This is a genomic window from Streptomyces longisporoflavus, from assembly GCF_014649775.1.
Taxonomy (GTDB): Bacteria; Actinomycetota; Actinomycetes; order Streptomycetales; family Streptomycetaceae; genus Streptomyces; species Streptomyces longisporoflavus.
In genome coordinates this window covers 532,213-547,629 of the sequence record NZ_BMTR01000003.1, presented here as the reverse complement: position 1 = coordinate 547,629, position 15,417 = coordinate 532,213, and the positions used below count along the sequence as shown (strand labels likewise).

The window sequence follows — 15,417 nt, the reverse complement described above, 5'->3', positions numbered from 1 at the left end:
CGCACGCCGCTTCTCTTATCGTCATGCGAATGCGCCAGTACTCCGCCGACCTAACGCCGCCCTGGAAGAAGCCGAAGCCCGTGCCCGAGGTCGCCGCGGAGGCGGATCTCGTGGTGGAGGAGCTGAGCACCGGTTTCTGCGGGGCGGTGATCCGCTGCGAGAAGACGGCGGAGGGCCCGACGGTGACCCTGGAGGACCGCTTCGGCAAGCACCGCGTCTTCCCGATGACGCCGGGGGGCTTCGCCCTGGAGGGCCGCACGGTCACCCTGGTCCGCCCGTCGGCGGCCGCGCCTCTCGTACGTCCCACGCGCACCGCCTCCGGTTCGGTGGCCGTCCCCGGGGCGCGGGCCCGCGTGGCACGCGCCGGGCGGATCTACGTCGAGGGGCGGCACGACGCGGAGCTCGTCGAGCGGGTCTGGGGCGACGACCTGCGGATCGAGGGCGTGGTCGTCGAGTACCTGGAGGGCATCGACGACCTCCCGGCGATCGTCGCGGAGTTCTCCCCCGGACCCGACGCCCGCCTGGGCGTTCTGGTGGACCACTTGGTGCCCGGCTCCAAGGAGTCACGGATCGCGGCGGAGGTGAGTTCCTCCTCCGCACTGGTGGTGGGGCACCCCTATATCGACGTGTGGGAGGCGGTGAAGCCGTCGTCGGTGGGGATCGAGGCGTGGCCCCGTGTCCCGCGCGGGCAGGACTGGAAGACGGGCGTCTGCACGGCACTCGGCTGGCCCCCGAACACGGGCGCCGCGTGGCAACGGATCCTGGGCTCGGTCCACAGCTACCGGGACCTGGAACCGGCGCTCCTGGGCCGCGTGGAGGAACTGATCGACTTCGTCACGGGGACGGAGGACTAGCCCGCCCACCCGGCTGTCGGGGCCGCGCGTTCGCTTTTCAGCCCCTCCGGCGTTTGAGGAGCGGGGTCTGGGGCGGAGCCCCAGTTTCGGGAAGGGGCGGGGTTGGGGAGAGCCCCGCAGGGACCGACCGAACCTCAGTCCACCAGGTCCCGCACAACCGCATCGGCCAGCAACCGCCCCCGCAGCGTCAACACCGCCCGCCCCTCCTCGTAGGGCCCGCCCTCAAGCAGCCCCTCCCCCAACGCCCGGCGCGAAGCCGCAAGCCCCGCGGGCCGCAGCAACGACAACGGGCAGCCCTCGAGCAGCCGCAGCTCCAGCAGAATCCGCTCCACCCGGCGATCCTCCGCGGCGAGAACCTCCCGCCCCGCCCCCGGCGACCGCCCCGCGGCAAGCGCCCCCGCGTAGGCCCCGGGATGCTTGACGTTCCACCACCGGACGCCCCCCACATGGCTGTGGGCCCCCGGCCCGGCCCCCCACCAGTCGGCCCCCCGCCAGTACAGCTCGTTGTGCAGGCACCGCCCCGCCTCGGAAGTGGCCCAGTTGGACACCTCGTACCAGGAGAAGCCCGCGCCCCCGAGCACCTCGTCGGCGATCAGGTACCGGTCCGCGTGCACGTCGTCGTCCGTCATCGGCACTTCCCCGCGCCGGATCCGCCGCGCCAGTTGCGTGCCCTCCTCGACGATCAGGGCATAGGCGCTGACGTGGTCGGGCCCGGCTCCGATCGCCGCGTCGAGGGTGGCCCGCCAGTCGTCGTCCGTCTCCCCCGGTGTGCCGTAGATGAGGTCGAGGTTGACGTGCTCGAAGCCCGCCGCCCGCGCCTCGGCCACGCACGCCTCGGGCCGGCCGGGGGTATGCGTACGGTCGAGCACCTTCAGTACGTGCTGCTTCGCGCTCTGCATCCCGAAGGAGACGCGGTTGAAGCCGCCCTCCCGCAGCTCGCTCAGGTAGGCCGGATCGACGGACTCCGGGTTCGCCTCGGTGGTGATCTCCGCGTCGTCCGCGAGCCCGAACTCGTCGCGGACCGCGCCCAGCATGCGTACGAGATCGGCCGCGGCCAGGAGCGTCGGCGTACCGCCCCCCACGAAAACGGTCCGGACCGGGCGCGGGTCGTCGCCGAGCACCTTCCGTGCGAGCCGCACCTCGTCGATCAGGGTGTCCGCGTAGTTGTCGCGCGAGGCGAGCACGCCGCCGGAGCCGCGCAGCTCCGTCGCCGTGTAGGTGTTGAAGTCGCAGTAGCCGCAGCGCGTGGCGCAGTACGGGACGTGGAGGTAGAAGCCGAGCGGGCGGGCACCCGCTCCCTGCAGAGCGGACGCGGGCAGCGCGCCGTCTTCGGGCATGGGCTCACCATCGGGCAGTGCGGAAGGCATACCTTCGATTGTCCCGCACCGCGGGCGAAGCGAACGCCGGGCGGAAAGCCGCATGCCGCCGGGCCGCCCGCGCACCCCTGCTGCTACTGCTGTCGCTACTGCGCCTGGAGCACCAGCACCGCCAGATCGTCGTCCGGCGGCCTCTCCGAGAACTCGTGCACCAGCCTCTTGATCCGTTCCGCCACCAGACCCGCGTCGAGGCCCGCGCAGCTCGCGAGCGCCGTCGCGAGGCCGTCGCCGTCGTCGAACATCCGGCGTCCCGAGCGCCGCTCCGTCACGCCGTCCGTGACGCAGAGCAGCGTGTCGCCCGTCTCCAGCTCGAAGGTCTCGCTGATGTACGTCGCGTCGTCGACCCCGAGCAGGAGCTGCGGCGTGGCCGCGTCCCGGACCTTCCCGTCGGGGGAGAGAAGGAGCGGCAGGGGGTGGCCGGCGCTCGCCACCGTGCAGCGGACGCCGCCGCCGTCCATGGGCACCAGCTCGCCGTAGAGGAGGGAGAGGAACCGGGAGGTGGCTCCGTCGGGCGGCAGGCCCTGGCCGCCCGCGACCGCGATCACCGCCGCCGCCGCGTCGGCCGCCTCGGTGGCGTCGTCGAGGAGGAGCTGGTTGAGGCGGTCGAGGACCTCCGCGACTTCGTACCCCTCGCGGGCGAGCAGCCGCAGCCACGGTCTGGCCAGGCCGATCACGACGGCCGCCTCGACGCCCTTGCCCTGTACGTCGCCGAGCGCGAAGCACCAGCGGTCCTTGCCCGCCTGGAACACGTCGTAGAAGTCGCCGCCGGGACCGCCCTTGTCCCGCGGCTCGTACACCACACCGCTGTGCACGCCGGGGATGTCCGCGACGGAACTCGGAAGGAGGCCGCGCTGCAGGACCTGGCTGATGGTGGCCTGGCGCTGGTAGCGCCGCGCCGCGCTGATGGCGAGCGCGACGCGGCGGCCGAAGTCCTCGATGAGGCCCGTGACTTCGTCGGCGAAGCGGATCAGCCCGGCCCGCCCGATGACGAGCGTGCCCAGCGTGCCCCCGCCCGCCGTCAGGCGGTACGCCAGGGCCGTGCCGGTCTCCTCGCCGGTCATCGCCTCGCCGGGCCACGGCACGGGGACGGCTCCGGAGCCCGCCGACGCGGACAGCTGGGGCGGGTTCTTCTCCAGGTTGCGGCGCAGTTCCTCCATGCGCTGCTCGCTGGCGTGCCAGACGCGGGCGAGCCGGCTCGCGCTGCCGCTGCTCCCGTCGCCGCGAGGCGCGGCCTCCGCCTCGTCGTCGAGCCACACGGCACACCAGTCCGCGAGCCGCGGCACGAGCAGCTGCCCGGCGAGGGCGGCCACCAGTTCCTCGTCGAACTGCCCGGCGAGCAGATCAGACGCCTCGGCGAGGAAGGTGAGCGCTCCGCGGTTGACCCACTCGGTGTCGTGCGTGACGCGCCGGGGCATCGGCGCGAGGATGTCGATGCCGCGCAGCCCGCGCTGTATCGCCTGCTCGCTCGCGTACGTCTCGATCTCCTGGGGCGCCTGCACGCCCTCGACCGGCAGGCGGGCCCAGACGGACTTGGTGCCGGTGCGGTAGGTGATGCCCCAGGACTCGGAGAGTGCCGCGACGAGCTGCAGACCCCGGCCGTACTCGGGCATGCCCGGCAGCTGGGGCGCGGGCTCGCTGCGGACCGCGCGGGCGGGGTGGTGGTCGGACACCTCGATGACCAGGGAGTCGGTGCTCTCGCCCAGGCCCGCCTCGTCGAGCCGGCACAGCAGCTCGACGTTGGTGCCCGCGTGCACGACGGCGTTCGTGACGAGCTCGCTGACCAGCAGCACGGCATCGTCCGTGAGCCGGTCGGTGACGCCCGCGGCGGCGGGCACCGAGAGTTCGCTCCAGTCGGCGAGCGCGGCGCGCACAAACCTTCGTGCGGCGGCGGGCGCCAACGGGTTGCCGGGCAGTGATGTACACACCACCGCCGGCGGGCCGGGCTGGTGCCCCGGCTGGGCGGACGCACGGAAAGTGGTCTCCCGTTGCATCGGAATGGACCCCACGTTTCGGCTCCTGAGCAGTTCGGTCGAATACGCCTCAGGCGACACCGACAGAGTGACAGACTGGCCACGCCCATAAGCACCGAGTTACTGAAGTGGGCCGCTATGAGTGAGAACAGTGCTATGCCCGCGCTCGATTACGGTCGGATTCCGGCACCAAAACCTACTCCGACACCTCCCCCTGTTTCCGGACCCGGTCCGGACACGGCCGCGGAGACCGCCCCGGCGTCAGTTCCGGACGCCGTCTCCGACCTGCGCCCGCTGCTCGCCGCCATGCGGGCGGCGCGGGACGGGGACTTCACCAAGGTCGCGGTGACCGGCCACGGCCTGACGGCCGAGCTGCACACCGTGTTCAACGAAATGCTGGACCGCTCCCTGCACTTCGACGGCGAGCTCGCCCGGGTGCGCCGGGAGATCATCCGGCACGGTCACCTCGACGAGCGATTCTCGGCGAGTCCGGGGCAGGGCAGCTGGGCCACCCGCGTCCAGAACGTCAACTCCCTGCTCGATTCGCTGGTGGCTCCGGCGGCCAACGCCACCCGGGTCCTGAACGCGGTCGCGGGCGGTGACCTCACTCAGCGCGTGGACCTGCACGACGGCTCCCGCGAACTGCGGGGTGACCTGCGGCGCCTGGGCCGCGCGGTGAACACGATGGTCGACCAGCTCTCGCTCTTCACGGGCGAGGTGACCCGCGTCGCGCGCGAGGTCGGCACGGAGGGGCGGCTCGGCGGGCGCGCCAAAGTGCGTGGTCTGTCCGGCAGCTGGCGTGACGTGACGGAGGCCGTCAACACGATGGCGGCCCGGCTCACCGCCCAGGTGCGTGACATCGCCCTGGTGACGACGGCCGTGGCGCAGGGCGACCTGACACGGACGGTCACCGTCGAGGCGACGGGCGAGCTGCTCGAACTGAAGCTGACCGTCAACACGATGGTCGACCAGCTCTCCGCCTTCGCGGCAGAGGTGACACGCGTGGCGCGCGAGGTCGGCACCGAGGGCCAGCTGGGCGGCCGGGCGCAGGCCCGCGGCGTGTCGGGGGTCTGGAAGGACCTCACGGACAACGTCAACTTCATGGCGTCGAACCTCACCTCCCAGGTGCGCAACATCGCCCAGGTCACCACGGCCGTAGCCAACGGCGACCTGAGCCAGAAGATCACCGTTGACGCCCGGGGCGAGATCCTGGAGCTGAAGTCGACGGTCAACACGATGGTGGACCAGCTCTCGGCGTTCGCGGACGAGGTGACCCGTGTCGCCCGCGAGGTCGGCACGGAAGGCAACCTCGGCGGCCGGGCTCAGGTGCGCGGGGTGTCGGGGGTCTGGAAGGACCTCACCGACAACGTGAACTTCATGGCCGACAACCTCACCTCCCAGGTGCGCAACATCGCCCTCGTGTCGACGGCCGTCGCCCAGGGCGACCTCGGCAAGAAGATCACGGTCGAGGCGAAGGGCGAGATCCTCGAACTGAAGTCCACCATCAACACGATGGTGGACCAGCTCTCGGCGTTCGCCGACGAGGTGACCCGCGTCGCCCGCGAGGTCGGCACGGAAGGCAACCTCGGCGGTCAGGCCCAGGTGCGCGGCGTGTCCGGCGTGTGGAAGGACCTCACGGACAACGTCAACTTCATGGCGCTGAACCTCACCTCCCAGGTGCGCAACATCGCCCAGGTCACCACGGCCGTAGCCAACGGCGACCTGTCCAAGATGATCACGGTGACGGCGCGCGGCGAGATCCTGGAGCTGAAGGACACCGTCAACACGATGGTGGAGCAGCTGCGGGCGTTCGCGGACGAGGTGACCCGTGTGGCCCGCGAGGTCGGCACGGACGGCCGGCTCGGCGGCCGTGCCCAGGTGCTCGGCGTCTCGGGCGTGTGGAAGGACCTCACCGACAACGTCAACTACATGGCGGACAACCTCACGGGCCAGGTCCGCAACATCGCCCAGGTCGCGACCGCGGTGGCCCAGGGCGACCTCTCCAAGAAGATCGACGTGGACGCGCGCGGCGAGATCCTGGAGCTGAAGACCACCATCAACACCATGGTGGACACCCTGTCCTCCTTCTCCTCCGAGGTCACCCGGGTGGCCCGCGAGGTCGGCTCCGAGGGCCAGCTGGGCGGCCAGGCACGGGTCGAGGGCGTCTACGGCACGTGGAAGCGCCTGACGACGAACGTCAACGAACTCGCCCTGAACCTCACCACCCAGGTCCGCGCGATCGCCGAGGTCGCCTCGGCGGTGGCCCAGGGCGACATGACCCGCTCCATCACCGTGGAGACGCGGGGCGAGGTCTCCGAGCTCAAGAACAACATCAACGTCATGGTCTCCAACCTCCGCGAGACCACCCGCGCCAAGGACTGGCTTGAGTCGAACCTCGCCCGTCTCGCGGGCCTGATGCAGGGCCACCGCGACCTGATGGAGGTCGCCGACCTGATCCTGCGCGAGCTGACGCCGCTGGTGAACGCCCAGTACGGCGCCTTCTTCCTGGCCGACCCGGAGGCCGGGGACGCCACGACGCTGCAGACTCCGCCGGTCAAGGGGCTTGCCTTCATCGCCGGGTACGGCTCCGCACAGAGCTCGGTCGTCGACACGGGCGCGATGCCCGCGCACGGCCTGGTGCGCCAGGCGGCCCTGGAGAAGAAGCGGATCCTCGTCGACGAGGTGCCGCCCGACTACATCAAGATCACTTCGGGGCTCGGGGACGCTGCGCCGGCCAGCCTGGTGATCATCCCCATCCTCTTCGAGGACAAGCTGCTCGGCGTCATCGAGCTGGCCACGTTCTCCCGCTTCTCGGACGTGCACCTGGCGTTCTTCGACCAGTTCGTGAGCACCATCGGCGTCGCGATCAACACCATCATCGCCAACTCCCGTACTGAATCACTGCTCAGCGAGTCCCAGCGGCTCGCCACCCAGCTCCAGGACCGTTCGGACGAACTCCAGCTCCAACAGGCCGAGTTGCAGCGCTCGAACGCGGAGCTTGAGGAGAAGGCGGCGCTGCTCGCCACGTCGTCGCAGTACAAGTCGGAGTTCCTGGCGAACATGTCGCACGAACTGCGCACCCCGCTGAACTCCCTGCTCATCCTGGCCAGGCTGCTCTCCGACAACCCCGACAACCACCTCTCCGACCAGGAAGTGCAGTTCGCGACGACGATCCACCGCTCGGGGTCCGATCTCCTGCAACTCATCAACGACATCCTGGACCTGTCGAAGATCGAGGCAGGCCGGATGGACGTACGGCCCAAGAAGCTCCCCCTGATCAAGGTCCTCGACTACGTCCACGCGACGTTCCGCCCGCTCACCCTCGACCGCGGGCTCGCCTTCGAGGTGTCGGTCGGCGATGACGTGCCGCGCGAGATGTTCTCGGACGAACAGCGGCTCCAGCAGATCCTGCGCAACCTCCTGTCGAACGCGGTCAAGTTCACCGCGAGCGGCCGCGTCGAGCTCCGCGTGAGCCGGGTCAAGAACACCGGCGACATGCTGCCCCACGACGGCGGCGGCGACCGGCTCTGCTTCGCCGTCAAGGACACCGGCATCGGCATCCCGGCCGACCAGCTGCCCGCCATCTTCGAGGCGTTCCAGCAGGCCGACGGCACCACCAACCGCAAGTACGGCGGCACCGGCCTCGGCCTCTCCATCAGCCGCGAGATCGCCGGACTCCTCGGCGGCCGTATCACCGCGGAGAGCAGCCCGGGCCAGGGCTCCACCTTCACGCTGTACGTCCCCGTGGTGCACCCCGGCCATGGGCCGGCCGCCGCCGCGTACGCGGCGACCAGGGCGCTGACGACGCCGGAGCACCACGACGAGCGGGTCACCATGGCCCCGCACACCTTCCACGAACAGAACGACAGCTGGCCCACCCCCACGAAACTGGAGGAGTACCGCGCGGGAGCGGCCGGCCGGATACTGCGCGGGCGCCGCGTCCTGATCGTGGACGACGACATCCGCAACGTCTTCGCGCTCACCCATGTACTGAGCCGCGTCGGCATGCCCGTCCTCTACGCGGAGAACGGGCGCGAAGGAATCGAGACCCTGGAGCGCAACCCCGACACCGACCTCATCCTGATGGACATCATGATGCCGGAGATGGACGGCTATGAAACGATCGCCGCGATCCGCCGCACACCGCGCTGGAGCGGGCTGCCCATCATCGCGCTGACCGCCAAGGCGATGCCCGGCGACCGCGAGAAGGCCATCGAACAAGGTGCGACCGACTACGTACCCAAACCTGTGGACGTCGACCAACTGCTCACCGTCGCCTGTGCCCTCCTTGCCCCCGAGAGCGGCGAAACGGAAGAGCCCGACACACCCACGACCCAAGAGAAACCCGTTGCAGTGGAACCGGCAGGCGCTCACGGGGAGGCCGCTGTTCCGCCGACGTCCGAGTGAGGCACTGTCACCATGAGCACAGAGGTCATGACCGACAACCGCGCAAGCATCCTCCTGGTCGATGACATGGAGGACAACCTGATGGCGCTCGAAGCCGTCCTGGGGTCACTCAACGAGCCTCTGGTGCGCGCTCGTTCGGGTGAGGAGGCGATGAAGGCCCTGCTGAGGCAACGATTCGCCGTGATCCTCCTGGATGTACGCATGCCGGGGATGGACGGCTTCGAGACCGCGTCGAACATCAAACGGCTCGACCAGACCAAGGACGTGCCCATCATCTTCCTGACGGGCACCGACAACGACTCGGGCTACGCCTTCCGGGGCTATGCCACGGGCGCCGCGGACTACATGACCAAGCCGTTCGACCCCTGGGTGCTGCGCGCCAAGGTCACCGTGTTCCTCGAACTGCACCGCAAGAACCGGCAGTTGGAGAAGATGCTGGCGCGCGAGCAGCAGCAGTTCGACGAACTTGCCGTCCGCCTCTCCGCGATCGAGTCGCACATGGCGGCCAGCGGCCTCAAGGACGTCCTCGAACTGCGTCATCAGGTGGCGCACATGGAGGAGCTCGTGAAGGAGATGCGGCGCGGGCGGGGCGTCTGACCGGGTCCGGCCCGGCCCCCGCCCGCGTACGCATCCGGCAGACTCAGGCCTCGCGCGAGCCCGCGTACATCTCGTCGATCAGGTGCTGGTACTCCCGCTCGACGACCGGTCGCTTCAGCTTCAGGCTCGGCGTCAGTTCGCCGTGCTCGATGTCCAGATCGCGGGGCAGCAGCTTGAACTTCTTGACGGTCTGCCAGCGCTGCAGGCCTTCGTTGAGCTGCTTGACGTAACCCTCCACGAGCTCGACCGTCGCCGGAGCCGCGACCACGTCCGCGTAGCTCTTGCCTTCCAGGCCGTTGTCCTTGGCCCAGGCCAGGATGGCCGGCTCGTCGAGCGCGATCAGGGCGGTGCAGAAGTTCCGGTCGGCGCCGTGCACCAGGATGTTCGAGACGTACGGGCAGACGGCCTTGAACTGGCCCTCGACCTCGGCGGGCGCGATGTACTTGCCGCCGGACGTCTTGATCAGGTCCTTCTTGCGGTCGGTGATCCGCAGATAGCCGTCCGCGGACAGCTCGCCGATGTCCCCGGTGTGGAACCACCCGTCGGACTCCAGGACCTCGGCCGTCTTGTCGTCGAGGCCGTGGTAGCCCTCCATGATGCCGGGGCCGCGCAGCAGGATCTCGCCGTCGTCCGCGATCCGGACCTCGGTGCCGGGCAGCGGCTTGCCGACGGTGCCGGTGCGGTAGGCCTCGCCGGGGTTGACGAAGGAGGCCGCGGAGGACTCGGTGAGGCCGTAGCCCTCCAGGATGTGGATGCCCGCGCCGGCGAAGAAGTAGCCGATGTCGGGCGCGAGCGCGGCCGAGCCGGAGACGGCGGCGCGCAGCCGGCCGCCGAAGGCCTCGCGCAGCTTGGAGTAGACGAGCGCGTCGGCGACCTTGTGCTTGGCGCCGAGCCCGAAGGGCACCGACGCGGAGCCGGTCCTGCGGAAGTTGTCCTGGCTGACCTTCGCGTACTCGCGGGAGACCCCCGCGGCCCACAGGAAGATCTTGTACTTGGCTCCGCCGCCGGCCCGCGCCTTGGCCGCGACGCCGTTGTAGACCTTCTCGAAGATGCGCGGCACCGCGGCCATGTACGTCGGCTGCACCACCGGCAGGTTCTCGATGATCTTGTCCACGCGGCCGTCGACGGCGGTGACGTGGCCCAGCTCGATCTGGCCCGAGGTCAGCACCTTGCCGAAGACGTGTGCGAGCGGCAGCCACAGGTACTGCACGTCGTCCGCGCCGAGGAGACCGGTCGCCGCGATGGCCTTGGCCATGTACGACCAGTTGTCCTGCGGCAGACGCACGCCCTTGGGCCTACCGGTGGTGCCGGAGGTGTAGATGATCGTGGCGAGCTGGTCCTTGGTGATCGCCGCGATCCGCTCCTTGACGGCCTCGGGGTTCTTCTCCAGGTGGGCGGCGCCGCGCGCCTCCAGATCGGCGAGCGAGAGCACCCAGCCCTCGGGGTCGCCTTCGGCGGTCCCCGCGCCCTCGGAGTCGATCACCACGACATGCCGCAGATCGGGCAGCTCGGCCCGCTTCTCGCGCGCCTTGGCGAGCTGCTCGGCGTTCTCGGCGATGAGCACCCGGCTGCCGGAGTCGGAGAGGATGTAGGTGGCTTCCTCGGCGTTGGTCTGCGGATACACCGTGGTGGTGGCCGCGCCCGCGCAGAGGATGCCGAGGTCGGCGAGGATCCACTCGACCCGCGTGGACGAGGCGAGCGCCACCCGGTCCTCGGGCGCGAGGCCGAGCTCGATCAGGCCCGCCGCGATGGCGTAGACCCGCTCGGCCGCCTGCGCCCAGCTCAGCGACTTCCATTCGTCGGGGCCCTCGCCGGAGGCGGCCGGCACCGGATAGCGGTAGGCCTCGGCACCGGGCGTGGCCGCCACGCGCTCAAGGAAGAGGTGGGCCACGGAAGGCGGACGGTTCTCGATCAAGGTCTGTGTGTCGCTCACGACATCCTCCGGACCCGCGACTATGCGGCGACTGGCTGGCGGCTGCTGGTCTTGTTTAACTTGCGAGTAACCTACGAGCAGTGATCAGAGTAGAGCGCTGAAGCCCGCCACGTAAGGGGCTTCTGCCTGTCACTTCATACAAGAACGGGTCCGCCGCGCAAGAGCGCGACGGACCCGCTGTGATGCCTGCGTGACGCCCGTGCCCGACGGGGCCGCGGTTGCGGCGGGGCTACTTCTTCGCCTTGCCCGGACCGCTGTCGTCACTGGAGAGCACCGCGATGAAGGCTTCCTGCGGCACCTCGACGGAGCCGACCATCTTCATGCGCTTCTTGCCCTCCTTCTGCTTCTCCAGGAGCTTGCGCTTACGGGAGATGTCACCGCCGTAGCACTTGGCGAGGACGTCCTTGCGGATGGCGCGGATGGTCTCGCGGGCGATGACCCGGGAGCCGATCGCGGCCTGGACGGGCACCTCGAAGGCCTGGCGCGGGATGAGCTCGCGCAGCTTGGCGACGAGCCGCACGCCGTACGCGTACGCCTGGTCCTTGTGCGTGACCGCCGAGAAGGCGTCGACCTTGTCGCCGTGCAGCAGGATGTCGACCTTGACGAGCTGGGCGGACTGCTCGCCCGTGGGCTCGTAGTCCAGAGAGGCGTAACCGCGCGTCTTGGACTTCAGCTGGTCGAAGAAGTCGAAGACGATCTCGGCGAGCGGCAGCGTGTAGCGGATCTCCACGCGGTCCTCGGAGAGGTAGTCCATGCCGAGCAGGACGCCGCGCCGGTTCTGGCACAGCTCCATGATCGAACCGATGAACTCGCTCGGGGCGAGGATCGTGGCGCGTACGACGGGCTCGTAGACCTGGTCGATCTTGCCTTCGGGGAACTCGCTCGGGTTCGTGACCGTGTGCTCGGTCCCGTCCTCCATGATCACGCGGTAGACCACGTTCGGAGCGGTGGCGATGAGGTCGAGCCCGAACTCGCGCTCCAGCCGCTCACGGATCACGTCGAGGTGCAGCAGACCGAGGAAACCGACACGGAAGCCGAAGCCGAGCGCCGCCGACGTCTCGGGCTCGTACACGAGCGCGGCGTCGTTGAGCTGCAGCTTGTCCAGGGCCTCGCGCAGGTCGGGGTACTCCGAGCCGTCCAGCGGATACAGACCCGAGAAGACCATCGGCTTCGGGTCCTTGTAGCCGCCGAGGGCCTCGGTCGCGCCCTTGTGCAGGGAGGTGATCGTGTCACCGACCTTGGACTGACGGACGTCCTTCACGCCGGTGATGATGTAGCCCACCTCGCCGACGCCGATGCCGTCGGCCGGGGTCATCTCGGGGGACGACACACCGATCTCGAGCAGCTCGTGCGTGGCGCCGGTGGACATCATCCGGATCCGCTCACGCTTGTTGAGCTGGCCGTCGACCACACGGACGTACGTCACGACGCCCCGGTACGAGTCGTACACCGAGTCGAAGATCATCGCGCGCGCGGGCGCGTCGGCGACGCCGACCGGCGGCGGGACCTCGGCGACGACCTTGTCGAGCAGCGCCTCGACGCCCATACCGGTCTTCGCGGAGACCTTCAGCACGTCCTCCGGGTCGCAACCGATGAGGTTGGCGAGCTCCTCGGAGAACTTCTCCGGCTGGGCGGCCGGCAGGTCGATCTTGTTGAGCACCGGAACGATCTTGAGGTCGTTCTCCATCGCCAGGTAGAGGTTGGCGAGAGTCTGCGCCTCGATCCCCTGCGCCGCGTCGACCAGGAGGATCGTGCCCTCACAGGCCGCCAGCGAGCGCGACACCTCGTACGTGAAGTCCACGTGACCCGGGGTGTCGATCATGTTGAGGATGTGGGTCTTGCTCTGCTCGGGGCCCTCCGAGGGGGCCCAGGGCAGACGCACCGCCTGGGACTTGATCGTGATGCCGCGCTCGCGCTCGATGTCCATGCGGTCGAGGTACTGAGCACGCATCTGCCGCTGCTCGACCACACCGGTCAGCTGGAGCATCCGGTCGGCGAGCGTGGACTTGCCGTGGTCGATGTGCGCGATGATGCAGAAATTACGGATCAGAGCCGGGTCGGTACGGCTCGGCTCGGGCACATTTTTAGGGGTCGCGGGCACGCAGGGTCCTGTCTCTTGAGGCGCCTGTCGCCTCGGGTCGGATCTATACGTAGATTCCATCGTCCCACGGGTGGGGCACTGGGCCCGGTTTGGGCCGGTCGGGGTGAGGTGCTGGGCCCGGATTGGGTCCTCCGTGGGGTGGCTGGTAATCTGGGCAGCTGTGTCTCCTTGCCCTCTCGGCACTGCGGGCACATGTCAAAAAACCCATCTGCAGTACCTCTGCAGTACCTGAACCTGAAAAGGCTCTTTCGTGGCGAACATCAAGTCCCAGATGAAGCGGATCAAGACCAACGAGAAGGCGCGTCAGCGCAACAAGGCGGTCAAGTCTTCTCTGAAGACCGCGATCCGCAAGGCCCGCGAGGCCGTTGCCGCCGGTGACACCCAGAAGGCCGTCGAGGCGACGCGCGAGGCTTCGCGTCAGCTCGACAAGGCCGTCTCGAAGGGCGTCATCCACAAGAACCAGGCCGCCAACAAGAAGTCGGCGCTTGCTTCGAAGGTCGCGACCCTCCAGGGCTGAAGCCCTTGCCCCGGCTCGCCGGGGCGTTGATCAATCCTCCCGCGAGGGTAATTCGAGCCCTCTACCTCGAATCGCGGACAGACCACGCAGTACGCCACGCTGCGACGATGCCCCCGGCCCACTCCGGGGGCATTGCTGTGTCCGGACGGGGTTCTGCCATGGGGGGCGGGGGTGCCGGGGGCTGAGGGGCCCCGTCAGGGGCGCGGGGAACTGCGCGACCAGCCACGACGGACCCGCGGCTTCCGAACCGGCGGGGGCGGTGGCCCTAGGTCTGAAAGAGAACCTCAGCGACCGGACCTCGCCGCACGGGCGATGGTGACGACGGCCTTCTCCAGGGCGTACTCAGGATCATCGCCCCCGCCCTTGACCCCCGCGTCAGCCTCCGCACAGGCCCGCAGAGCCACCGCCACCCCGTCGGGAGACCACCCCCGCATCTGCTGCCGGACCCGGTCGATCTTCCAGGGCGGCATGCCGAGCTCGCGGGCGAGGTCAGCAGGACGCCCGCCCCGCGCGGAGGAGAGCTTCCCGATGGCCCGCACGGCCTGGGCAAGGGCGCTGGTGATCAGAACGGGGGCGACGCCGGTCGACAGGGACCAGCGCAGAGCTTCGAGAGCCTCGGCAGCCCGCCCCTCCACGGCACGGTCGGCCACGGTGAAGCTGGAGGCTTCGGCGCGGCCCGTGTAATAGCGGCCGACGATGGCCTCGTCGATCGTGCCCTCTATGTCCGCGACCAGCTGGGACACCGCCGACGCGAGCTCCCGCAGATCGCTGCCGATGGAGTCGACCAGGGCCTGACATGCCTCGGGTGTGGCCGAACGCCCCAGGGTGCGGAACTCGCCGCGCACGAACGAGAGCCGGTCCGCGGGCTTGGTCATCTTGGGGCACGCGACCTCGCGGGCCCCCGCCTTGCGGGCGGCGTCGAGCAGACCCTTGCCCTTGGCCCCGCCCGCGTGCAGCAGGACGAGGGTGATCTCCTCGGCCGGCGCCGCGAGATACGCCTTCACGTCCTTGATGGTGTCCGCCGACAGATCCTGCGCGTTGCGTACGACCACGACCTTGCGCTCGGCGAAGAGCGAGGGGCTGGTCAGCTCGGCGAGCGTGCCGGGCTGCAGCTTGTCGGAGGTGAGGTCGCGCACGTCCGTGTCGGCGTCGGCGGCACGGGCGGCCGCGACCACCTGCTGCACGGCGCGGTCGAGAAGGAGGTCCTCCTGGCCCACGGCGAGCGTGAGAGGAGCGAGCGGGTCGGCGGTATCTGTCTTCCTGGCCATCGCGGTAAAGCATCCCACGCGGCACTGACAGCCCGTCCCGTACAGCCGGTTCCGCACGTCGGTTCCGCACGTCGGTCCGTACGTCGGTCCGTACGGCCGGTTGCCCGGCGGCTCGTCCCGTACCGGAGAATGGCCAGGTGACCGACGTACGACATGTCCTGGTGCTGCCCGACCGCGATGCCGCGGAGGAAGTGGCAGAAGAGCTCCCCGACCGTTTCGGCGTGCGCGAGCAGCCTCAGCTCGTCCGTGACGCCCTGGCCGGCGAGGACGACGCCGAGGACGCCCAGTGGCTGGTCGTGGTCGAGGACCCCGAGCGGCGTCTCGACCGCGCGGCACTCGACGAGCTGGCCGAGGAGTACGAGGGCTGGCTCGAGGCACCCTGACGGGGCACCGC

The 15,417-nt window shown here is 69.6% G+C and carries 10 protein-coding genes; 5 read left to right on the top strand and 5 right to left on the bottom strand.

Annotated elements, in window-relative coordinates; genetic code table 11:
- The first annotated feature begins 29 nt into the window (after nt 1-29).
- A complete protein-coding gene (locus IE226_RS08990) occupies nt 30-854 on the top strand; it encodes a DUF3097 domain-containing protein (protein ID WP_190080487.1) in 825 nt (274 codons plus the stop codon).
- Between the two features lie 134 nt (nt 855-988).
- Here IE226_RS08990 and hemW read toward each other — a convergent pair whose 3' ends face one another.
- Together hemW and IE226_RS08980 are read right to left on the bottom strand one after the other, a co-directional pair.
- Nucleotides 989-2,221, bottom strand: a complete 1,233-nt coding sequence (hemW, locus tag IE226_RS08985) for a radical SAM family heme chaperone HemW (protein WP_190080486.1) — start codon at nt 2,219-2,221, stop codon at nt 989-991.
- Nucleotides 2,222-2,316: 95 nt separating this feature from the next.
- Nucleotides 2,317-4,236 carry a SpoIIE family protein phosphatase gene (locus tag IE226_RS08980; protein WP_229870653.1) on the bottom strand — a complete coding sequence of 640 codons (1,920 nt, stop codon included), beginning with the start codon at nt 4,234-4,236 and terminating at the stop codon, nt 2,317-2,319.
- A gap of 270 nt (nt 4,237-4,506) precedes the next feature.
- Between IE226_RS08980 and IE226_RS08975 the strand changes: the two genes are divergently transcribed.
- Nucleotides 4,507-8,607, top strand: a complete 4,101-nt coding sequence (locus IE226_RS08975; protein WP_190080572.1) for a HAMP domain-containing protein — start codon at nt 4,507-4,509, stop codon at nt 8,605-8,607.
- Between the two features lie 12 nt (nt 8,608-8,619).
- Nucleotides 8,620-9,204, top strand: a complete 585-nt coding sequence (locus IE226_RS08970; protein WP_190080485.1) for a response regulator — start codon at nt 8,620-8,622, stop codon at nt 9,202-9,204.
- Between the two features lie 43 nt (nt 9,205-9,247).
- Here IE226_RS08970 and IE226_RS08965 read toward each other — a convergent pair whose 3' ends face one another.
- Nucleotides 9,248-11,137 (bottom strand): AMP-dependent synthetase/ligase, encoded by a 1,890-nt coding sequence (locus IE226_RS08965; protein WP_190080484.1) that lies wholly within the window; start codon nt 11,135-11,137, stop codon nt 9,248-9,250.
- Nucleotides 11,138-11,366: 229 nt separating this feature from the next.
- Entirely contained in the window at nt 11,367-13,238 is a 1,872-nt protein-coding gene (lepA, locus tag IE226_RS08960; RefSeq protein ID WP_190080483.1) for a translation elongation factor 4, read from the bottom strand.
- A 250-nt stretch (nt 13,239-13,488) separates the two neighbouring features.
- Between lepA and rpsT the strand changes: the two genes are divergently transcribed.
- Nucleotides 13,489-13,755, top strand: a complete 267-nt coding sequence (gene rpsT, locus IE226_RS08955) for a 30S ribosomal protein S20 (RefSeq protein ID WP_190080482.1) — start codon at nt 13,489-13,491, stop codon at nt 13,753-13,755.
- A gap of 284 nt (nt 13,756-14,039) precedes the next feature.
- On the opposite strand, the gene holA is transcribed toward rpsT, so the two are convergent.
- Complete coding sequence (gene holA / locus IE226_RS08950) at nt 14,040-15,023, bottom strand: DNA polymerase III subunit delta (protein WP_190080481.1); 984 nt, start codon at nt 15,021-15,023, stop codon at nt 14,040-14,042.
- A gap of 137 nt (nt 15,024-15,160) precedes the next feature.
- On the opposite strand from holA, the gene IE226_RS08945 reads away from it, so the two are divergent.
- On the top strand, nt 15,161-15,406 hold the full coding sequence (locus IE226_RS08945) for a hypothetical protein (RefSeq protein ID WP_190080480.1): 246 nt from the start codon (nt 15,161-15,163) through the stop codon (nt 15,404-15,406).
- Nucleotides 15,407-15,417: the final 11 nt, after the last annotated feature.